Source organism: Paenibacillus polygoni, assembly GCF_030263935.1.
Classification (GTDB): Bacteria; Bacillota; Bacilli; order Paenibacillales; family Paenibacillaceae; genus Paenibacillus; species Paenibacillus polygoni.
Genome location: NZ_CP127162.1, coordinates 1,854,313 through 1,875,123 on the forward strand (window position 1 = coordinate 1,854,313; position 20,811 = coordinate 1,875,123).

General features: G+C 43.0%; 23 protein-coding genes. All 23 read left to right on the forward strand.

Annotated features, from left to right (window positions below):
• Position 1: 1 nt before the first annotated feature.
• The 23 genes from fliF (at position 2) to QPK24_RS09025 (ending at position 20,780) form a co-directional block, all read left to right on the forward strand.
• Positions 2-1,579, forward strand: coding sequence for a flagellar basal-body MS-ring/collar protein FliF (gene fliF / locus QPK24_RS08915; protein WP_285747969.1), 1,578 nt, complete (start codon positions 2-4; stop codon positions 1,577-1,579).
• A gap of 2 nt (positions 1,580-1,581) precedes the next feature.
• Positions 1,582-2,607 carry a flagellar motor switch protein FliG gene (fliG, locus tag QPK24_RS08920; RefSeq protein WP_407082968.1) on the forward strand — a complete coding sequence of 342 codons (1,026 nt, stop codon included), beginning with the start codon at positions 1,582-1,584 and terminating at the stop codon, positions 2,605-2,607.
• On the forward strand, positions 2,600-3,454 hold the full coding sequence (locus QPK24_RS08925; protein WP_285747973.1) for a FliH/SctL family protein: 855 nt from the start codon (positions 2,600-2,602) through the stop codon (positions 3,452-3,454). Before fliG ends, QPK24_RS08925 begins: the two co-directional genes overlap by 8 nt.
• Positions 3,441-4,760 carry a flagellar protein export ATPase FliI gene (gene fliI / locus QPK24_RS08930; RefSeq protein ID WP_285747975.1) on the forward strand — a complete coding sequence of 440 codons (1,320 nt, stop codon included), beginning with the start codon at positions 3,441-3,443 and terminating at the stop codon, positions 4,758-4,760. Before QPK24_RS08925 ends, fliI begins: the two co-directional genes overlap by 14 nt.
• Positions 4,761-4,771: 11 nt before the next feature.
• Positions 4,772-5,215, forward strand: coding sequence for a flagellar export protein FliJ (gene fliJ / locus QPK24_RS08935; protein WP_285747977.1), 444 nt, complete (start codon positions 4,772-4,774; stop codon positions 5,213-5,215).
• A gap of 40 nt (positions 5,216-5,255) precedes the next feature.
• Positions 5,256-6,206, forward strand: a complete 951-nt coding sequence (locus QPK24_RS08940; protein ID WP_285747979.1) for a magnesium transporter MgtE N-terminal domain-containing protein — start codon at positions 5,256-5,258, stop codon at positions 6,204-6,206.
• 40 nt (positions 6,207-6,246) lie between these two features.
• Complete coding sequence (locus tag QPK24_RS08945; RefSeq protein ID WP_285747981.1) at positions 6,247-7,707, forward strand: flagellar hook-length control protein FliK; 1,461 nt, start codon at positions 6,247-6,249, stop codon at positions 7,705-7,707.
• Positions 7,708-7,728: 21 nt separating this feature from the next.
• On the forward strand, positions 7,729-8,253 hold the full coding sequence (locus QPK24_RS08950; protein WP_285747983.1) for a flagellar hook capping FlgD N-terminal domain-containing protein: 525 nt from the start codon (positions 7,729-7,731) through the stop codon (positions 8,251-8,253).
• Positions 8,250-8,627, forward strand: a complete 378-nt coding sequence (locus QPK24_RS08955) for a TIGR02530 family flagellar biosynthesis protein (protein ID WP_285747985.1) — start codon at positions 8,250-8,252, stop codon at positions 8,625-8,627. Before QPK24_RS08950 ends, QPK24_RS08955 begins: the two co-directional genes overlap by 4 nt.
• 87 nt (positions 8,628-8,714) lie before the next feature.
• Positions 8,715-9,530, forward strand: coding sequence for a flagellar basal body rod protein FlgG (gene flgG / locus QPK24_RS08960; RefSeq protein ID WP_285747987.1), 816 nt, complete (start codon positions 8,715-8,717; stop codon positions 9,528-9,530).
• A 66-nt stretch (positions 9,531-9,596) separates the two neighbouring features.
• A complete protein-coding gene (locus QPK24_RS08965; protein WP_285747989.1) occupies positions 9,597-9,821 on the forward strand; it encodes a flagellar FlbD family protein in 225 nt (74 codons plus the stop codon).
• Entirely contained in the window at positions 9,822-10,286 is a 465-nt protein-coding gene (locus tag QPK24_RS08970; protein ID WP_285747991.1) for a flagellar basal body-associated FliL family protein, read from the forward strand.
• Positions 10,287-10,329: 43 nt separating this feature from the next.
• Complete coding sequence (gene fliM, locus QPK24_RS08975; protein WP_213532562.1) at positions 10,330-11,328, forward strand: flagellar motor switch protein FliM; 999 nt, start codon at positions 10,330-10,332, stop codon at positions 11,326-11,328.
• Positions 11,318-12,601 carry a flagellar motor switch phosphatase FliY gene (fliY, locus tag QPK24_RS08980; protein ID WP_285747995.1) on the forward strand — a complete coding sequence of 428 codons (1,284 nt, stop codon included), beginning with the start codon at positions 11,318-11,320 and terminating at the stop codon, positions 12,599-12,601. Before fliM ends, fliY begins: the two co-directional genes overlap by 11 nt.
• A gap of 30 nt (positions 12,602-12,631) precedes the next feature.
• Entirely contained in the window at positions 12,632-12,997 is a 366-nt protein-coding gene (locus tag QPK24_RS08985; protein ID WP_191798395.1) for a response regulator, read from the forward strand.
• 5 nt (positions 12,998-13,002) lie between these two features.
• Positions 13,003-13,524, forward strand: coding sequence for a flagellar biosynthetic protein FliO (locus QPK24_RS08990; RefSeq protein ID WP_285747998.1), 522 nt, complete (start codon positions 13,003-13,005; stop codon positions 13,522-13,524).
• Complete coding sequence (gene fliP / locus QPK24_RS08995) at positions 13,521-14,276, forward strand: flagellar type III secretion system pore protein FliP (protein ID WP_285748000.1); 756 nt, start codon at positions 13,521-13,523, stop codon at positions 14,274-14,276. The genes QPK24_RS08990 and fliP overlap by 4 nt, the downstream gene beginning before the upstream one ends.
• A 34-nt stretch (positions 14,277-14,310) precedes the next feature.
• Entirely contained in the window at positions 14,311-14,580 is a 270-nt protein-coding gene (gene fliQ / locus QPK24_RS09000) for a flagellar biosynthesis protein FliQ (protein WP_285748002.1), read from the forward strand.
• 11 nt (positions 14,581-14,591) lie between these two features.
• A complete protein-coding gene (fliR, locus tag QPK24_RS09005; RefSeq protein WP_285748004.1) occupies positions 14,592-15,380 on the forward strand; it encodes a flagellar biosynthetic protein FliR in 789 nt (262 codons plus the stop codon).
• A 27-nt stretch (positions 15,381-15,407) separates the two neighbouring features.
• Complete coding sequence (gene flhB, locus QPK24_RS09010) at positions 15,408-16,520, forward strand: flagellar biosynthesis protein FlhB (protein WP_285748006.1); 1,113 nt, start codon at positions 15,408-15,410, stop codon at positions 16,518-16,520.
• Complete coding sequence (flhA, locus tag QPK24_RS09015) at positions 16,517-18,550, forward strand: flagellar biosynthesis protein FlhA (protein ID WP_285748008.1); 2,034 nt, start codon at positions 16,517-16,519, stop codon at positions 18,548-18,550. Before flhB ends, flhA begins: the two co-directional genes overlap by 4 nt.
• Entirely contained in the window at positions 18,547-19,878 is a 1,332-nt protein-coding gene (flhF, locus tag QPK24_RS09020; RefSeq protein ID WP_285748010.1) for a flagellar biosynthesis GTPase FlhF, read from the forward strand. Before flhA ends, flhF begins: the two co-directional genes overlap by 4 nt.
• Positions 19,875-20,780 carry a MinD/ParA family protein gene (locus QPK24_RS09025; RefSeq protein ID WP_285748012.1) on the forward strand — a complete coding sequence of 302 codons (906 nt, stop codon included), beginning with the start codon at positions 19,875-19,877 and terminating at the stop codon, positions 20,778-20,780. The genes flhF and QPK24_RS09025 overlap by 4 nt, the downstream gene beginning before the upstream one ends.
• Positions 20,781-20,811: the final 31 nt, after the last annotated feature.

Sequence of the window (20,811 nt, forward strand, 5' to 3'; positions counted from 1 at the left end):
AGTGAACGAGAGAATCGCCCAATATAGAGAGAAGATATCTCAGTATTGGAACAAATTTACCAAAAAACAAAGGATATTACTGATTTCTACGGTGGTGTTTCTCATCATTGCCGCCGCAGCACTTACAATTCAGTTCTCTAAAACGGAGTATGAAGTAGCGTTTACTGATCTTAGTGCAGAGGATTCAGCTGGGGTCATGAGCTATCTGGAGAGTGGAAATATTCCTTTTGAGTTAAATAAAGATGGGACAAGCATTTCAGTACCTAGTACGCAAGCAGCAAGAGTGAAAGTAGATGTCGGATCCCAAGGATTAGTTCAGAACGGGTCAATTGGTTATGACATCTTTGAGCAAAATGGTTCAATGATGGGCTCGACAGATAAAGAATTTGACGTCAAATATGCTAATGCTTTTAATGGTGAGATTGAACAAATGCTCCGGACGATGCAGGGCGTGCAAGATGCAAAAGTATTAGTTAATCTTCCTGAAAAAAGTTTATTTGCGGGCTCGGATAAAGAAACTGCTTCTGCTTCCGCAGTACTGACTTTTCAGCCCGGGTATCAAATGTCACAGAAGGCAGTAGACGGATATTTTAATTTAATGAAGACTGCGGTACCCAACTTACCCCTGGAAAATATCACTATTTCTACGAATCAGGGTGAAGAACTTCAACCAACCGAGCGTGGCGGAGGAAGTGGACTGGGTGAAATACAAGAGAACATGGCACTGCAGAAAAAATATGAGAGCGATGTTCAAAAGAGTGTAAAAGAATTTCTAACCGGTATTATCGGTAGTACGGATATTAATGTGCTTGTGACATCTAATCTGAACTTCGACAAAGTGAACGAAACTCAAAACCTAGTTACTCCGGTAGATGAAGAGAACATGAAAGGTATTGAGATCAGTGTTCAAGATATTCAGAGCAGTTACACAGGCGGTACGGCAGAAGATGGCGGTGTAGCAGGAACAGGAGAGGGCGATGTTGTAAACTACCCGGCTGCTGGTTCTGAGACTTCAAGCGGAGAAGAGAGTTCCACGACGATCAATTACGAGGTTAATCAAATCGCAAAGGAAATTGTCCAAAGTCCATACACTGTAAAAGATTTAACCATTAATGTAGCAGTTGAACCACCCCAAGGACAAGAAATTTTAGATGAGCCAACAAGAGATGCAATCGAAACAGTTTTAGTGAATATTGTGAGGGCGTCACTCGCAAATTCAGGAAGTACATATAACGACGCAGATTTAGAAAAGAAAGTCTCTGTACTAGCTAAACCAGCGCAAACAGCGAACGATCCACAGACAGGAATTCAGTTGTCTTCGGGTATGATATGGGGTCTCGTAGCAGGTGCTGTATTACTGCTGGCAGGCGGAGGATACATGATTTACCGAAATCGCCGTAAAAAAGAAGAGGAATATGAAGAAGATGATCTTCCGCTTCAGATTCCAACCGAATTTCCTTCTGTTAATTTAGAAACGGTTACGAATGAAAGTCAGGTACGTAAACAACTCGAGTCACTCGCGAAGAAGAAACCAGATGAATTTGTTGAACTGCTTCGAACGTGGCTTGCTGATGAATAGGGGTGAGAGACTTGGTTAAGGTATCAGGAAATGGATTAACGGGAAGGCAAAAGGCAGCAATCCTGCTTATAACTTTAGGACCAGAAGTTTCAGCCCAAATTTTCAAGCATCTGCGAGATGAAGAAATAGAACAGCTAACTCTAGAAATTGCCAATGTAAGAAAAGTAGAAGCTGGAGAAAAAGAACTCATTATGTCTGAGTTCCATCAAATTTGTTTGGCACAAGAATATATTTCACAAGGCGGTATTAATTACGCACGAGAGATTTTAGAAAAAGCACTGGGATCTCAAAAAGCACTAGAAGTGATTAATAGGCTAACCGCAAACCTTCAGGTCAGACCCTTTGATTTTGCTCGGAAAGCAGATCCGAATCAGATTCTTAACTTTATACAAAATGAAAGCCCGCAGACGATTGCGCTTGTCCTATCTTACTTGCAATTTGAACAAGCAGCCGTCATCCTTTCCTCTCTTCCGCAGGAGAAGCAAGCGGATGTGGCAAGGCGGGTTGCAGTAATGGACAGCACTTCACCAGAAGTAATCGCCCAAGTAGAAAGAATACTTGAACAGAAACTTTCTGCCACGGTTACGCATGATTACACGAATGCAGGCGGAATTGAGTCGATCGTTCAAATCCTAAATGGAGTTGACCGCGGAACCGAAAGAACGATACTGGATTCTCTGGAAATACAGGATCCTGAACTGGCAGAAGAAATCAAGAAACGGATGTTTGTCTTCGAGGATATTGTTAATGTCGATGATCGGTCGATTCAGCGAATTGTACGTGATATTGATAATGCAGATCTACAGCTTGCACTCAAGGTGGCGAGCGAAGAGGTTCGAAATGCCATCTTCAACAATATGTCTAAACGCATGGCGGAGACTTTTAAAGAAGAAATGGAATTCATGGGCCCTGTCAGACTGCGTGATGTAGAAGAAGCACAGACTCGTATCGTTGCCACAATTAGAAGACTGGAAGAGGCTGGTGAGATTATTATTGCTCGCGGCGGAGGAGATGATATCGTTGTCTAATCTGATTAAATCCTTTGAGTATGTACCCGTTGATACCCATAAGCAGGTGAAATCGGTTCATGAGTATGGTGAGAAATCAGGTATTGAAGCGAATTTTGATCATCATGAAAGAGTAGTGGTAGAAGAACAAAAGCCAACGGTTGATGAAGAGTCGATTCGGATGAAGCAGGAAATGCTCGAGAACGCGAAGGAGTTTGCAGAAAGGCAAGTGCGTGAAGCTGCAGAAGAAGCAGAGCGACTACTTCAGGAAGCCAAGGAACAAATTGCCTCTTGGTGGGAAGAAAAAAGACTTCAAGATGAACATCTGATGGATGCTCTTCGCTCAGAAGGATATCAGCAAGGTTATCATGAGGGTGAAGAAAAGGCAAAAGAAGAGCTTCTAACTTATATGGAAGAAAAAATGGCGGAAGCACAGATGGTGCTGAATGAAGTTTACGAAGCCAAAGAACAGATTATTCAGGAAGCAGAACCTTTTCTAGTTGAACTGAGCACGGCAATTGCAGAGAAAGTAATCGATCATCAGCTTTCATCAGACCCGAGTCTTATGATTGAACTGATTCGTAAGAACTTGGCAAGAAAAAGAGAACAAGGTGTTATCACATTATGTGTTTCTCCAAAGGAATTTTCATATGTTCAAGCTGCTAGAGAGGAATTGACTTATGCGATTGACTCTCAAGCGGAACTGAAAATATTGCCGGATGCTTCTGTTCGAGATAAAGGATGTGTGATTCGTTCTCCTTTCGGAAGTGTTGATGCCAGAGTGGACACGCAGCTCACCGAAATCAAGAAAGAATTGATCCGGGTAGCGCTGGACAGCGAGGAGCGGACGACATATGAAGGTTCTTAGTTCACAGCGATACATGGATCAACTGAAACAACTGGACCCGGTTCGCATTAACGGAAAAGTTACTCAGGTCATCGGACTGATGGTGGAATCAGAAGGTCCGGATGCAAGTATAGGAGATGTCTGCTACATTTATCCAACGAATTCGGCTGTTCCGCTAAAAGCAGAAGTGGTCGGATTCCGGGATAACAAAGTGCTATTAATGCCCCTTGGTGATCTCCAGTCCATTGGTCCTGGTTGTGATGTAGTAGGAACGGGAAAACCTTTGAATATTCAAGTCGGATCCGAACTTCTGGGTAAAGTACTTGATGGTCTGGGTCAGCCCCTGGATGGTTCACTAATTCCCGCCCGTATGCAGCGTTATTCAACCTCAAGTGCACCGATTAATCCACTGAATAGACCCAGAGTACTTGAGCCGATCAGTATAGGTGTTCGTGCGATTGACGGACTGCTAACGATTGGTAAAGGGCAGCGGGTGGGGATCTTTGCCGGGTCAGGGGTAGGTAAAAGTACACTCATGGGGATGATTGCTCGTAATACATCAGCAGATGTCAATGTGATTGCTCTTATCGGAGAACGGGGACGGGAAGTATTAGACTTTATTGAACGAGATCTTGGACCTGAAGGGCTCGAACGTTCTGTTGTTATCGTAGCTACCTCGGATCAACCGGCACTTGTGCGTATCAAAGGAGCACTAATTGCCACTACCATTGCGGAGTACTTTCGAGACCGCGGCATGAATGTCATGCTGATGATGGATTCGGTGACAAGGTATGCGATGGCTCAGCGTGAAGTGGGTCTTGCGGTTGGTGAGCCGCCAGCAATGAGAGGTTATACACCTTCCGTATTTGCTAGTTTACCTAAACTATTGGAACGAGCAGGGACGGGTCCTGTAGGATCGATTACTGCTTTTTACACGGTCCTTGTGGATGGGGATGACATGAATGAGCCGATTGCTGACGCTGTCCGTGGTATTCTCGATGGACATATTGTGCTGAACCGGGGAATTGCGAATAAAGGACACTTTCCCGCTATAGATGTGCTGGCGAGTATAAGCCGGGTAATGAAAGATATTGCTCCCGCGGAACAGATTGATGCAGCTGAGAATATAAAACGTCTCATGTCAGTCTATAAGAACTCTGAAGACCTAATTAACATCGGTGCTTACCAAAAGGGATCGAATATAGAGATTGATGAGTCGATAGACCGTATAGAGGATATATGGAGGTTTACTCGGCAGAAGGTAGATGAAAAGGTAGTACTGGATGAAGTAAGACAAAGACTAATTACCGAGTTTTCAAGGAGATGACTTAGTACATTATGGGGTTTACTTATCATTTTCAAAAAGTTGTGGATCTCAAGGCGAAAGAGAAAACACAGGCAGAGTGGCTTCTCTCTTCTGCTATTGGAAAGCTGCAAGCCGAAGAAAATCATTTGCTGGAACTTGTGAGAGATCGAGAAAATCTCCTGGAAGGCATTTCTTCTTTCTCATTGCAAAGCGCTTCGGCTTCTAGTTTACAGGAGATGAATCGTTACATTCACTATCTAGATGAATGCATCAGCCGTAAGAATAATGATGTGGCTCATGCTGAAGTGAATGTCAAACAAAACCAAGCTTTTTTGAACGATAAAATGCTGGATGAAAAAGTATGGAACCAGGCGCGGGAAAAAGAAAAAATGCATTATCAACAGGAGATGCTCCTTAAGGAACAAAATGAACTGGATGAAATGGCAACGGTGCGCTTTGCAGTAAGAGCACGTTAAACGAATGTGCGGGCGTGATGCACCGAAGGAGGAATGATGGTTGGTAGACAAGGATCGAGAGGAACTGGAGCGAGAGTCCAGAGGGGCTTGGGAGAAATTTATGATTATTGGAATCCCTGTTGTCTTTTGTCTCGTACTGGTTACTGTACTGCTCGTCGTTCTGAATGTTGATTTCAGAAAAAATGCGATCGATATTGCAAGCAAAATTCCGGTAGTGAAGGAATGGATACCGGAGGAAGCGTTAGATCCAGCAACTCAAAAAGAAAGACAAGCCGAGAAACAAATTGAAAGTAATAAGGCAGTTATCGATAAATTAAAGACACAGCTTGCTGATGCAAAAACGGAGCTTGAGCAGGTGCAAGAGGAGAAAGCTAAACAGGATAGCAAAGTGCAGAAATTAGAAGATGAAATAAAAGAGCTACAGGTAACAACGAGTTCAAGTGGCGATGGAGCAGCCTCAAATGAAACAGAAATCATAGATCCATACTTAAAGCAAGTGAAAGATCTTGCTAAAATGTACGGTCAAATGAAGCCAAGTAAGGCGGCTCCTATTGTTCAAAGTATGACGCTCGAAGAGCAGGTTCAACTTCTTGCGGAGATGAAACCAGATGCACAACGCAGCATTCTGGAGAAAATGACGGCTAAGGCAGCTGCTGAGGTTACAGAGGCACTAAAAAATACAACGACTGCTGAAAGCCGGGCAATTGCTGCGTTGCAGTCCAAAATGAACAACAAACAGGCTTCATCAACGACTACATCTAACAATCGGAACTTGGATAAAAATGAACTGACACAAACCTTCTCATCGATGTCAGCAGACAGTGGGGCAAACTTAATTCTGGAGACGTATAAACTGAGCCCAGATCAAGCGATCACGATCTTAAAAACAGTAGACGATGCAACGAGAGCAAAATTACTAGATCAAATGTCTTCTGCTGATGCTGCTGTTGCTGCAAAAATATTAAATCGCCTGATGGGCAGTAAGAATTAGTTGAACTTTGATATCAAATAAGAGGAGGTGAAAAAAACAAATGATATCTTCTTTTTCACAAGTAGGAAAAGCAGTTCGTTTCATGGATTCTGGATCTGAGGCAAGTAAGACATTGGGAAATGAATCAACTGGGTTTCTAGCGGCTTTACAGGTGAACATGCAGACAACAAGTGAGGGAATGAATCAAGCGGGCAGCAAGGAAACGCCGGCAAAGTTTACTTTTCCTATAGTAAATCCAGATGAAAGTGTTACTCAGGATGGGAATTTAAATACGTTGGACGAAGCGACTCTACTGATGGAAGCAGAAACGATCATTGATGAACTCATTACCACACTTGAGCAAGATGAAGATCTGGATCGTAGTGAAGAACATGAAGAAATGATGGCCGATCTGAAGGGCTGGCTGCAGCAAGCCTTATATTATCTCTATCCTGCAAACAAGGAAGAATCAGCTGAGCAAAACGTATCTCTTAAGGCTGTGAATGCACTATCAGAGGAGCCGGCTACTGTAAAGTATGCACTGCAAGAAGTACTGCACCAGTTAGTAGAAGCAAGTAAAACAAAATCAGAAACAGCTGCACCATTTGAAGATCTTATACATACTCAGGAGCAGCTTACCGAAAATCTGAAAGAGATTTTAGGAAAATCAGATGTAAAAACAGATTCTGTTACAAAGTTAAATTCTCTGATGACCGAACTTAGCCTGTTGGCAAAAAGTAGTTTCGATTCAGCAGAAAAAGCAACGTTTTCGATCGAACCTTCCCTCTTATCGGGGGATGCTGAGAATCTGGATAAATTCAGTGAACAAGGCAGCAGTAACAAGTTAGCAACAAAAGAAGTAATCAAGGTAACGACTCTTGACGAGTCAATACAGCAGAATGCAGATCCCGAAACTTCTCAGGAAGTGAATTCCGAGGATACGCAGGATAATCAAGCAACAAACCTGATTACTGCAGGCCAGTTAGCTATAAAGAATGGAACAGCACCATTAACTAGATCAGAAACGGTTATACCCGTTCAGCAATTTTCGAAAGAAATGTCCGAATTTGTTGTCAGCAAATTTGAGATAGTGAAGCAACAGGGGATGACAGAAGCGGTCATCTCATTAAGACCTCAGCATTTAGGTCAACTGGACGTGCAGTTATCGATGCAAAATGGACATTTGGTTGCAAGGTTCATGACAGAACATGCAGGAGCGAAGGATTTGCTCGAACAGCAAATGACGCAGCTCAGAGCTGTACTTCAGGCTCAAGGGATTCAGGTTGAACGACTTGAAGTGACTCAGAACACCTCATTATCGTCACATATGTATCAGGACGGAGGCAGTTCAAACGGACAGCCCGGTAACCAGCGCAGATCTAAAGAACGAGAGCGTAACAGTGAAGATCTACTAACTACAGCAGAGATTCAGGACGAACTTCGTACTTGGATGCAGGAGCAGCAAGATTTGGAGTTATATACGGAAGGCGAGCAGACAAGCGGATTCACTGCCAAAATATAATGAGCGAAGCGGGGTGTGAACATGTCAGCAGATATCATTTCGACAACGAATATTTGGCCCAACTACTCAGCTTCTAATGTAACTACAGCGGCGAGTAAAGAATCCTCTGATGCGATGGGCAAAGATCAATTTTTGAAAATACTGATTACTCAGTTACAGAACCAGAATCCAATGCAGCCGATGGAAGATAAAGAATTTATCGCTCAAATGGCTCAGTTTACCTCAGTAGAACAATTGTCAAATATATCAGGTCAACTCCAAAATTTATCGCAATCTTTAGGTGCGGTTTCTGGACTGATCGGAAAACAAGTCAGCTGGATTGGTAAAAGTGAGGGTTCAAATGAAGGTGCTGTTCAGAGCGGTGTCGTGGAATCCATTATTATTCGCGATCAAATACAGTATGCGGTTATTCATAATAAAGAAATTCCATTAAAAGACATTACGCAGATCAGTGACGTGAAAACGGAAGATAAAGTCTTGGAAGCGAGTGCCTCTGCTCAGGAGAATAATGTTGTAAGTGAAGAAGCCGATGGGGCTGAGGGATGAGTGGCGTTGTTAGAGTAGGTCAGCTCTATGCAAGCACGGTGAAATCTCCAAGCACCCGTGATACCCATAAGTCCATATCAGAAGAGACCGTTTCTTTTAACAAGTTACTAGATAGTGAGTGTATAAAGCTTAGTTATCATGCTTCAAAAAGGTTAGAGCAGCGTGGAATAGAGCTTGGTAAAAATCATTTAGAAAAGATCGCTGAAGCTGTAGATAAAGCTGCAGCCAAAGGTTCCAAAGAAACACTTGTGCTGATGGAAGAGACCGCTTTTATTGTAAATGTAAAGAATCGAACGATCGTAACTGCGGTAAATGGCCCCTCGTTAACAGAAGGCGTATTCACCCAGATTGATAGTGCTGTTATTATTTCTTAATTTATTTGAAGGCTGGCCCTATCGGAAAGCCTATGGCTTGCGGATCGACAGAAGCAGCCAATCAACCAATCGGAGGTTAAATTAATTATGCTTAAATCCATGTACTCCGGAGTATCCGGCATGAGAGGGTTTCAAACGAAGCTGGATGTCATCGGTAATAATATCGCAAACGTGAATACAACAGGATTCAAATCAAGCCGAGTGATGTTTAAGGATATTATGAGTCAAACTACCGCTGGAGTAACCGCTCCTACAGATGATACCGGTGGTGTGAATTCTAAACAGATAGGGCTTGGAGTTAGTGTAGGATCGATCGATACGATGCATTTAGCAGGCAGTGCACAGACCACGAATAATCCCACAGATCTTCGTCTGGAAGGAGATGGATTTTTCCTGGTCAGCTTATCGGAAGATCAGGAAGTTCCTTACCTTACGCGGGCTGGAGATTTTCATGTAGATGCCAATCGCAGACTGGTTACCTCGGATGGACTGTTCGTGCTTGATTCTGGCGGCGCTCCTATTCAGCTTGATGATGATGTTGTCGCTTTTTCAATCGGTCAGGATGGAACCATTAACCAGCAAATGGCTGATGGAACGATGGAAGCCGGTGTTCAGCTAGGGATCGGTAAAGTATCTAATCCGAGCGGTCTGGATAAAATCGGCGGCAATTTGTATCGAATGACGATGAATGCAAATCTCGATGGTGAGTTTGAAATTGTAACGGCTAATAATGCAGAAGCAGGTACGGGTTCGATCGTGGCAGGGCAGCTTGAGATGTCAAATGTGGATCTAACCGGAGAGTTTACAGAGATGATCGTTGCACAGCGCGGCTTCCAGGCCAATTCCCGCATCATTACCACTTCTGATGAAATACTTCAAGAAGTCGTCAATCTGAAACGTTAATGACTAGTATCTGCGTCAGGGAGCAAAGGCTGCTCCCTGAGTCAGGTTACTGCAGGAGGTATAGAGATGATAGCAGTTACAAAGCTGAACGGAGAAAGCCTGTTTTTAAATGCGTTGCTCATTGAGACTGTAGAAGAAACACCGGATACATATATCACCCTGATCACAGGCAAACGTTTGATTGTTCTTGAGAAAGCAGAGGAAGTCATTGATAAGATCAAGGAATATAACCGGGGAATTGGTATCCATGCGGCGACAATTAAATTGCAGCAGCAAACGGAGGATATGTAAATGAAGAAAATGTTACCCTGGATCTCTACCATTATGCTTGCCGTTACACTGATTGTGCTGGTGGTCATCATTATGAAGGGGCAGATGAATCCGGGAAACGAACAGCCAGCCTCGAAGGTGAGCGAAAGCAAACCACACTTATCAGCAGATGAAATTGTTGAGGTAAGTTCAGAAATTATTGATATCAAAACAAACTTGGCTGATCCTAATTATCTTGTGCAAATGAACTTTGCCTTCCAATTGGATAGCAAAAAGGCAAATGAGGATTTTGAGAAAATTAAAGATTTGGTGGTAACTCCAATTATTATTCAAAAGCTGGCAGAGACAAGCCCTGAAACGCTGAATGTAACGTCAGGAAGAAAGAAATTTAACAGCGAGTTGAAAGTTCTAATTAACAAAGAACTGACAGAAGGCCAAATACAACATATTCGAATAACAAAGTTCCTTTCGACGCCAATGATGTAATGAGTCCTAAGCTCAATTTTAAACCTGCAAGGGGGTGAATGAAATGGTTGATGTATTATCACAAAATGAAATTGATGCCCTCCTCGCAGCACTTTCCTCTGGAGAAATGGATGCTGAAGAGCTGAAAAAGGAAGATAGTCAGAGGAAAATAAGGTCGTACGACTTTAAGAGAGCCGTTCGTTTTTCTAAAGATCATATTCGAAGTTTAACCCGAATTCATGAGAACTTTGCTCGGTATCTAACGACTTATTTTTCCGCTCAGCTGCGCACGTTTGTTCAGATCAATGTGGTTCAAGTAGAACAATTGCCATATGACGAGTTTATTCGCTCCATTCCTAAAATGACCATTTTGAATATCTTTGAGGCAGAACCGCTTCAAGGAAGAATGGTACTTGAGGTAAATCCGAATGTTGCTTATGCAATGCTCGATCGTCTGCTTGGGGGCCCAGGTACATCTACTGCGAAAGTAAACACCATGACTGAGATTGAAATCACCATTATGGAGCGCATTTTCAGCAAAGCATTCGACAGTTTGCAAGAAGCTTGGAAAACGGTTCTTGATATTAACCCCCGCATGGAGGCGTTAGAAACGAATCCACAGTTTATGCAAATTGTATCGCCAAATGAGACGATTGCTCTCATCTCGCTAAGCACAAAGATTGGGGATACGACAGGCATGATCAACCTTTGCATTCCACATGTCGTTGTGGAACCGATCATGTCCAAACTTTCAACCCATCAGTGGTTTATATCCGAGAAAAAATCACGGGCTCCTGAAGAAATGGTCGCTTTGAAAGAAAGAGTGAAAAAAGCCAAACTTCCGATTATCGCGGAGCTCGGTGAATCCCAAATATCGATTGCTGAGTTTCTGTCGCTTGGCGTCGGCGATGTGATCGCACTAGGTAAACCGGTAAACGAAGGATTAACCATTAAAGTAGGCGAAAAGGCCAAATTTATAGGAAGTCCAGGCAGTCTCAGAGACCGAGTAGCAGTACAGATAGATGAGATCCTCATTGAAGGAGTTGAAGAACTTGACGAGTAAAGACTTTTTGTCCCAGGAAGAGATCGATGCTTTATTAAAGCAAACCGAATCGATTTCCAGCGGTGAGCCGGTGGTGCAAACAGTGGATGATTATTTGACCCCGCTCGAACAGGATGCCCTCGGTGAGATTGGGAACATCACATTTGGCAGCGCGGCGACAGCACTTTCTACGTTATTAGGTAATAAAGTAGAAATAACAACACCGAAAATTTCGATTATTAAAAGATCAGAGTTTGAAAAGGAATTCCCTAAACCACATGTGACCGTTCATGTCACTTATGTAGACGGTTTTGAAGGGATAAATTCACTTGTAATCAAGAAAAGAGATGCACAAGTCATCGCGGATCTCATGCTTGGCGGTGAAGGGAATCCAGAGGACGAAGAACTGAATGAAATTCATATCAGTGCCGTTCAAGAAGCAATGAATCAAATGATGGGTTCATCAGCCACATCGATGTCTACTCTATTCAACCGATTCGTAAATATATCACCGCCAAGTATAGATATTCTTAACACAACTAGCGGGGAAGGGTTAAATAATTTCCCTGTGGATGAAACGATGATTAAAGTTTCATTCCGTCTGCTTATTGGGGATTTAATCGATTCTACGATTATGCAATTGCTGAGAGTTGATTTTTCAAAAGACATGGTAAGAATGCTCATTCATGGCACAGAAGAGATGGAAGAGGTTTCTACAGGCCATATGACCGAAGCATCTGCACAGGTGGAAGAACCAGCAAGTGCGCCGCCAGAACCGGCAGTGTATGAATCTCCTGCTTATGAGCAGCAAATGCATCAAGCACAACCGAATGTTCCTTACCAGGATCCTTGGCAAGCACCTATACCGCAGCAGCAGAACCCATATCCAAATTACCCTAACCAAGGGATGCAGCAACCTGCGCAAATGTCGAATCCAGAGCCTCACCATTACGGAAACATGCACGCGCGTGGTGTGAATGTGCAACCAGTGCAGTTCGCAAATTTCCAAAATGGAGCTTTTGGGCAAGCAAACGACAATAATTTGAATTTATTGATGGACATACCACTAAAAGTAACCGTAGAATTAGGAAGGACCCAAAAGCAAATTAAGGATATTCTGGAATTGTCTCAGGGCTCCATCATTGAACTCGATAAACTGGCTGGTGAGCCTGTGGATATCCTTGTCAATCAGAAGCTGATTGCGAAGGGCGAAGTGGTTGTCATTGATGAGAATTTTGGAGTACGAGTAACCGATATCGTAAGCGAGTGGGACCGACTGCAGAAAATACAATAAGCAACATATTCAAGGAGGATTTTAATTAACATGGCAAATCGAATTCTAATCGTGGACGACGCAGCATTTATGAGAATGATGATACGGGATATTTTGAGTAAGAACGGGTTTGAGGTTGTTGGTGAAGCTCAAGACGGAGCACAGGCAATTGAGAAGTTTAAAGAACTTCGCCCTGACTTGATTACAATGGATATTACGATGCCAGAGATGGATGGTATTGCTGCACTTAAAGAAATTAAAAAAGTAGATCCTAACGCTAAAGTGATTATGTGTTCCGCAATGGGACAACAAGCAATGGTAATTGATGCGATTCAAGCAGGAGCAAAAGACTTTATTGTGAAGCCTTTCCAATCGGATCGCGTAATTGAAGCAATTAATAAGACACTAGGCATTTAATGTAAATGACAGATTCAGGTCAAACGGATTCCTTGAGATCAAGTTACTTTGGATCGATCTTCTCTGTCGTATTCGTACTTATTATCATAGTCATTTGTATTGTTCTTTTGATTCGCTTTTTGGGAAGAAAGAATCAATCTTTTTTTCAGAAACGGACGATGAGAGTCATCGGTGGAGTGGGACTTGGACCTGGCAAGTCACTTCAAATTGTCGAAGTTGGCAGCAAGCTTTATATACTTGGGATTGGAGACGATGTGAATAGGATTGACACGTTGTCTGACCCTGAGGAGATCAGAGCGCTAGTCGCTCAGTTTGAAAGGGAAGGGACATCAGAACCTTCCTTCGCCAATCTCATCACAGGTGTAAAGAATAAGCTCAGTAAAAATAAAGCGGAGTCCTTCGACATGGAAGAAGCTTCATTTCATGCTTTATTCGAGAAGAAGCTTCGAGAGATGCCTGATCGTAAGGATCAAATGGAACGCTTGCTTGAAGAAGAAGAAACAAGAGAGCGGTCGAGAGATTCATGAACAAAAAGATGGTAATAGTCTGTTTACTATGGGCGGTTCTCCAACTCACGATGGGGACGGAAGCGTATGCTCAGCCCATCCCGGATATCAATATTGAGATTGGGAATGGGGATAGCGGAGAGCCTGGCACAAGCTCTTTATCCATCATTCTTTTTGTCACCATTATCAGTATTGCACCCGCCATTCTAGTACTGATGACAAGTTTTACTAGAATCGTTATTGTTTTAAGTTTTGTACGAACATCACTGGGTACCAATCAAATGCCGCCAAATCAGGTGCTCGTTGGACTAGCTCTTTTTCTTACTTTATTTATTATGTCTCCAACGATATCTACCATTAATGATGTTGCGCTTCAACCTTACTTAAAAGGCGAGTTAACACAAATGGAGGCACTGAATGAAGCCGCGGAACCCATGAAGAAATTTATGTTCTCACATACAAGGGAAAAAGATTTGCTTCTGTTCATGGATTACAACGGGATGGAGAAGCCGGAAACTTATGAGGATATTCCGCTCACTGTCATGGTTCCCGCGTATGCAATCAGTGAACTGAAAACCGCCTTTCAGATGGGATTCATGATTTTTATTCCCTTTTTGGTCGTTGATATTGTTGTGTCAAGTACCCTTATGGCAATGGGGATGATGATGTTGCCGCCGGTCATGATTTCTCTTCCTTTCAAAATTCTTCTTTTTGTACTGGTAGATGGCTGGTATCTCGTCGTTAAATCATTACTCCTTAGCTTCAGTCCGTAGTGCAAGGATCATCTAGACATTGGGAGGTGGCGCCTTGACAGGGGATTTTATTATTGAGCTAGCAGGGCAAGCAATCTTTGTCGCTCTGAAAATAAGTGCCCCCATGCTGGTCCTTGGACTTGTTGTAGGGCTGATCATTAGTATTTTTCAAGCAACAACGCAGATTCAAGAACAAACGTTAGCTTTTGTCCCTAAGATTGTAGCCGTTCTATTGGCACTATTGTTATTTGGCCCTTGGATTCTCGCAACCATGGTTGATTTCACTTATAACATCTTGGACAATCTTCACAACTATATCGGGTAGGTTGATCAATCATGGAGATGATACTTCAAGGATTTTCGGTAGCTTTGCTAATTTTTTGTCGAATAACAGCTTTTTTTGTAGTAGCGCCCGTGTTTTCTACACCAGGGGTACCTCAAATATTCAAAATAGGATTATCTGTTTTTATTACAATGATTGTTTATTTAACTTTTGGTACGGACCAAGTTATTGCGATGGATGCAGCTTACGTACTGCTTATATTTAAGGAAGTCTTAATGGGACTGCTGCTAGGTTATGTTGCACTTCTCATGATCACGGCGATACAAACAGCAGGAGCGTTCATTGATATCCAGATTGGTTTTAGTATGGCAAATGTGTTTGATCCAATGACAGGTACCTCAGTGCCTCTCACAGGGAATCTGAAGTATGCTTTTGCAATGCTGCTGTTTCTGACCATGAACGGACATCATAGGATGCTCGATGCCATCGTATACAGTTATAGATGGGTGCCTCTTGCTGGAAACGATATTTTTCAGGCATTTTCAAATGGTAGTGTTGCAGAACTCCTGATCCGTGCCTTTGCACAAGCTTTTATGCTTGCGTTTCAGATGGCTGCACCGCTGGTGGTTGCTTTATTTATGACCGACGTAGGGCTTGGATTTCTTGCCAGAACAGCACCGCAGTTTAATGTCTTTGTTATAGGGGTTCCACTGAAAATTATTGTAGGTCTCTCCATGATGTTACTCATCGTACCAGGCTTACTGTACGTTTTTGAAAATTTGTTCGGTGTTTTATTTGAAGCAATGCAAGGAGTCTTAGAGGTGGTTGGTCAGAGACCATAAATAAGGCAAATGCGGGAGGAGAGTAGGATGAGATTTAAACTGGACCTGCAGATGTTTTCCGGAGAGAAGACAGAAAAAGCGACGCCCAAGAAACGTCAGGAAACAAGAAAAAAAGGGCAAGTTGCAAAAAGTATGGAAGTTTCCGGAGCGGCCATTTTGCTCACCTGCTTTATGTGTTTCGTTATTTTTGGTGATTTTTATAAAGAACGAATAACCTATGCTTTTACAGATATCTTTATGCACAGGCTTACTATGGATGTTACGATTCCTAATGTCATGTCAATGTTCGGACAGCTCGGCATTCAGATTTTAATTATTCTTGCTCCTGTTTTTGCGGCTGGCGTTATCGTTGGAATCTTGGTGAATTATTTACAAGTCGGATTTTTGCTCACTGGAGAAGGTCTTACACCCAAATTTAACAAGCTTGATCCGATCAAAGGGTTTAAAAATATTCTATCCATGAAATCCATTGTAGAGCTGCTTAAGTCCGTTTTGAAAATGCTCATTATTGGTTTTCTTGTATATAACATTCTGTGGGGGGCAAAAGATCAGTTCGCCAGGCTCAGCCACCTAACATCAGAGGGAATCCTGACCTTTGCTGCAGAGATGACTAAGAAACTGGGGCTTAATATAGGCATCGCCTTGTTTGTCCTCGCTATACTCGATTATATGTACCAAAAATATGAATACGAGAAGAACATACGAATGTCGAAGCAGGATATCAAAGATGAGTATAAAAAGATGGAGGGCGACCCTCTCATCAAAGGGAAGATTCGTGAGCGTCAAAGACGTATGGCAATGCAGCGAATGATGCAGGAGATTCCAAATGCAGATGTCATCATTACAAATCCAACCCATTTTGCTGTAGCGCTAAAGTACGATGGAAATGAAATGGATGCTCCACAGGTGCTGGCAAAAGGGGCAGATCATGTAGCGCTCCGAATAAGGGAGATTGCGAAGGATAATGGAATTATGCTTATGGAAAATAAGCCGCTGGCTAGAGCATTGTTTCAGCGTGCAGAGATTGGCGATTCCATTCCTGCAGATCTTTTTCAGGCGGTCGCTGAAGTATTGGCATATGTGTATAACTTAAAAGGCAGAAATAAACCATCGGGGAATCGGAGGCACAGAAACCAGTGAAAATAAAAGAATTATCAGTTCTAGTTGGAATTATCGGCGTTGTGCTCATGATGATTCTACCTATACCCGTTGGATTACTAGATGTACTTTTGGTCATCAATATTGCAATTGCACTCATGATCTTGCTCGTAGCGATGAATACGAAGGAAGCTTTGGATTTCTCTATCTTTCCTTCTTTACTGCTTGTAACGACATTATTTCGACTGTCATTGAACATTTCAACTACCAAACATATTCTTGCTGATGCTTATGCCGGAAAAGTAGTTGCGACTTTCGGAAGCTGGATATCCAGCGGACAACCCATTGTTGGTTTTATCGTGTTCCTAATCTTGGTTGTTGTCCAGTTTATCGTGATTACAAAGGGGTCTGAACGTGTCGCTGAGGTAGGAGCAAGATTTACGCTCGATGCGATGCCGGGTAAACAAATGAGTATTGATGCGGATCTCAATGCAGGCCTTATTAACGAACAACAGGCAAAAGAGAGACGCAGTAAAATTGAACGAGAAGCTGACTTTTACGGGGCCATGGATGGTGCAAGTAAGTTTGTGAAAGGCGATGCGATTGCAAGTATTGTGATCTTGCTGATCAATCTCGTCGGCGGATTCATTATTGGGATGGTTATGTTAGGAATGAGCTTTGGCGATTCCATCTCTACGTATTCCCTGTTAACCATTGGGGATGGACTGGTAAGCCAGATTCCTGCACTCCTGATTTCTACAGCTTCCGGACTAATTGTAACTAGAGCAGCATCTGATGGTTCCTTTGCGGATGATATTACAGGTCAGTTATTTTCATATCCAAAGCTTATCTATATCGTGGCAGCTACGGTAACTTTCCTTGGAGTCTTTACGCCAATCGGTCCAATTACTACCTTGCCTCTGGCAGGGCTGCTATTTTTCGGAGGTTGGAAAATGCAGAAGAATCTGAATAGTAAGCAGATTTCCGAGGAACAGATGGAGGAAGAACAGCAGATTGAGGAAGTTCGAAGTCCAGAGAGTGTAATTAACCTGCTTCAGGTGGATCCTATTGAATTTGAATTTGGGTATGGACTCATTCCTCTTGCAGATACCGGACAAGGCGGAGATCTACTTGATCGGATCATTATGATCCGCAGGCAGTGTGCGCTTGAGCTCGGCCTTGTTGTTCCTGTAATTCGGATCCGCGACAATATACAGCTTAGACCTAGTGAATATGTAATCAAGATCAAAGGCAACGTCGTGGGCGGGGGAGAATTGTTACTTAACCATTACTTAGCAATGAGCCCAGGGTATGATGATGATTCGATCAGCGGTATTGAGACGATGGAACCGGCTTTTGGGCTTCCCGCGTTATGGATAGATGAGCTCACAAAAGACCGTGCAGAGTTATCAGGTTACACCGTCGTCGATCCTCCATCTGTTGTGGCAACACATCTGACAGAACTGATTAAGAGACATGCACATGAACTGTTAGGACGTCAAGAAACGAAAGCAATTATAGATAATTTAAGAGAAAGTTATCCAGCACTTGTAGATGAATTGATTCCTACTGTACTTTCAATCGGAGATGTTCAGAAAGTTCTAGCTAAGCTGCTTAGAGAGAAGATCTCTATACGTGACATGGTGACGATTGTAGAGACATTAGCGGACTATGGTACATATACAAAAGACCCAGATGTTCTCACGGAATATGTAAGACAAGCTCTATCAAGACAAATAACTCAGCAGTATACCCTGAAAGGGGAGACGATGCGGGTGATTACAGTAGGACCTAATCTTGAGAAAAAAATTGCCGAGAGTGTTCAGCAGTCAGAGCAAGGGAGCTATTTAGCACTAGATCCTGTATCAAGTCAAACACTGTATCAAAAATTGACGGAACAAGTCAATCGTCTGATTCAGTCGGGTCAACAACCTATTGTTCTTACATCACCTACCATTCGGATGTACCTCCGGCAGATTATTGAAAGAACGATGCAAGATATACCTGTGTTGTCCTACAGTGAGCTAGAACCAAATGTTGAAATTCAAAGCGTTGGGGTGGTGAACTTATGAAAATGAAAAAATACATCGTGGATACCATGCCCGAAGCCATGAAACTCATTCGGAACGAACTGGGACAAGATGCGGTGATCTTATCTACCAAAACCGTTCGAGCAAGTGGTTTAGCTGGAATACTTCGCAAACATAAGATCGAAGTCATCGCAGCAGTTGAAGAGGAGAAAGAACAGCAAAAGGAGCCTGCTGAGGTTCCTTCTGCTGCTATTCCTGCCATGCCGAGGGCTGCTGTTCCTGATGCATACCGAAAGGCAGGGAGTTTGCGTGCAAATGAGACAGCTGCTAGGCCTTTATCAAAAACGAACGAAATAAAGCCAAAGGCGACTCTGCAATATAAAACGCAAGAATCAGAAGAAGCTCCGAGTCCTCCTGCAGAGTTACAGCCGCACCCGGAAGGCGCGGATTTTTCCGTTTCTTTAAGGCAGGGGCTGCGGGCAGGTGAAATAGAAGCAGGAAGTCTGACGGAGCAACTTTTCCAAGAAATCAGTCAGATGAAAACGTTCATGGCTACAATCGCTGAGAGTCAATTAAATGAAGCAAGTTTACTTGGAGATTTGAATGAGATCCGCATGAAACTGAAAGATCAAGGAATTGCCACGGACATTTGGAGCAACTGGATGGATTCTGCAAAAGGGACTCTTCAGGAGTCAGGGGGAGAAGCGGGAGAAAGCATCGTTAGACCTCTGATCGAGGATTTTTTATCGAAGCGGATTACAGACGGAATTAACAAGTCCACTCGTATTGTATACGTGGCAGGCCCTACAGGCGTAGGCAAAACAACAACCATAGCGAAACTTGCTGCCGAGCAGATGTTTAAGCATAAACGAAAGGTGGGGCTCATTACTGCGGATACGTATCGTATTTCCGCTGTTGAACAGTTACGGACGTATGCGGCCATTCTCGGTATCCCGCTTGAAGTCGTGCAGTCACCTGCAGATACCATAAGAGCACTAGATCATCTCTCTGATTGTGATTTGATTCTGATGGACACAGCGGGCCGTAATTATCGTAATGAGATTACGGTTTCTGAACTCAAAAGCTTATTGCCGGATGAACCGGATAGCGAGCTTTTTGTGGTACTCAGCCTGACATCCAAAACAGAAGACATGCTGACGATACTGGATCATTTTCATAAATACGGAACCCCAAAACTGATTTTTACTAAAATCGATGAAACAGATACACTTGGATCACTCTTCAACGTCCTGAAACAGTATCCAAGTAAGCTGGCTTACATTACAACGGGGCAAAACGTACCGGAAGATATTATACTTCCTGATCCGAAGAAACTGGCCGATTTTATTCTCGGGAGTGAGCCGTCATGATAGATCAAGCGGCTTCTCTTAGAGAAATGATGTTGAACAATTCCCTTCCGCAGCTGAATGAGGAGAACTTGGTTCAGGGCAAGAAACTGAATCAAGCCAGACTCATTGCGATATCGAGCGGGAAAGGAGGCGTAGGCAAATCAAACTTCACACTGAATTTAGCTCTAAAACTTCATGCAGCCGGGAAAAAGGTACTGGTGTTTGATGCGGATCTGGGGATGGCGAATATCGATGTTTTAATGGGCGTATCTTCTCGGTTTAGTGTATATCACGTACTCAAGGGTGAAAAAAGAATTCAAGATATTATTCAATTTGGTCCGCATGGACTGCCTTTTGTGGCAGGTGGATCAGGGCTCATTGAACTTTTGACTCTATCGGAAGAAGACATTCATGGTTTTACATCTGACCTGGACCGGCTTTCTAACGAATACGATTATATTTTGTTTGACACCGGAGCTGGTCTGTCTCTAGAGAACAGACGTTTTATTGCCGCCGCTGATGAGTGCATTGTAGTTACGACGCCGGAGCCTACTTCAATTACGGATGCTTACGCATTAATAAAAGTGATGCACAGGCATCTTAGTGAACCAATACCTTTCAGCATGGTGGTGAACCGGGCTGAGAATAGAAGAGAAGCGGAACAAGTCAGCGCTAAAATTGGACTTGTTGCAAAACGATTTTTAAATGCTGCTATTCCTTTGCTGGGGCATGTTTCAGACGATCCGCATGTGATGCGAGCTGTGAAGAAGCAAACACCATTTACGGTGATGTATCCGCAGTGTACTGCCTCCCGAGATATGGAAAGAATTGCAGCAGGATATATGGACCTTGCATTACCTTTGACACAGAATACACAAGGATTCAAAGGTTTTATAAATAAATGGTTAAAGAAAACCATCTAATGTAGGTTTCACTTAAATTCAGGGGTGCCAA

Bases quoted from the DNA above. Each gene is read 5' to 3' on its own strand.
- flhF (WP_285748010.1), top strand. From the start codon at position 18,547: ATGAAAATGAAAAAATACATCGTGGATACCATGCCCGAAGCCATGAAA.
- fliI (WP_285747975.1), top strand. From the start codon at position 3,441: ATGAAGGTTCTTAGTTCACAGCGATACATGGATCAACTGAAACAACTG.
- QPK24_RS08955 (WP_285747985.1), top strand. From the start codon at position 8,250: ATGAGTGGCGTTGTTAGAGTAGGTCAGCTCTATGCAAGCACGGTGAAA.
- QPK24_RS08970 (WP_285747991.1), top strand. From the start codon at position 9,822: ATGAAGAAAATGTTACCCTGGATCTCTACCATTATGCTTGCCGTTACA.
- flgG (WP_285747987.1), top strand. From the start codon at position 8,715: ATGCTTAAATCCATGTACTCCGGAGTATCCGGCATGAGAGGGTTTCAA.
- QPK24_RS08990 (WP_285747998.1), top strand. From the start codon at position 13,003: ATGACAGATTCAGGTCAAACGGATTCCTTGAGATCAAGTTACTTTGGA.
- QPK24_RS08950 (WP_285747983.1), top strand. From the start codon at position 7,729: ATGTCAGCAGATATCATTTCGACAACGAATATTTGGCCCAACTACTCA.
- fliJ (WP_285747977.1), top strand. From the start codon at position 4,772: ATGGGGTTTACTTATCATTTTCAAAAAGTTGTGGATCTCAAGGCGAAA.
- QPK24_RS08985 (WP_191798395.1), top strand. From the start codon at position 12,632: ATGGCAAATCGAATTCTAATCGTGGACGACGCAGCATTTATGAGAATG.
- QPK24_RS08945 (WP_285747981.1), top strand. From the start codon at position 6,247: ATGATATCTTCTTTTTCACAAGTAGGAAAAGCAGTTCGTTTCATGGAT.
- QPK24_RS08965 (WP_285747989.1), top strand. From the start codon at position 9,597: ATGATAGCAGTTACAAAGCTGAACGGAGAAAGCCTGTTTTTAAATGCG.
- flhB (WP_285748006.1), top strand. From the start codon at position 15,408: ATGAGATTTAAACTGGACCTGCAGATGTTTTCCGGAGAGAAGACAGAA.
- QPK24_RS09025 (WP_285748012.1), top strand. From the start codon at position 19,875: ATGATAGATCAAGCGGCTTCTCTTAGAGAAATGATGTTGAACAATTCC.
- fliR (WP_285748004.1), top strand. From the start codon at position 14,592: ATGGAGATGATACTTCAAGGATTTTCGGTAGCTTTGCTAATTTTTTGT.
- fliP (WP_285748000.1), top strand. From the start codon at position 13,521: ATGAACAAAAAGATGGTAATAGTCTGTTTACTATGGGCGGTTCTCCAA.
- fliM (WP_213532562.1), top strand. From the start codon at position 10,330: ATGGTTGATGTATTATCACAAAATGAAATTGATGCCCTCCTCGCAGCA.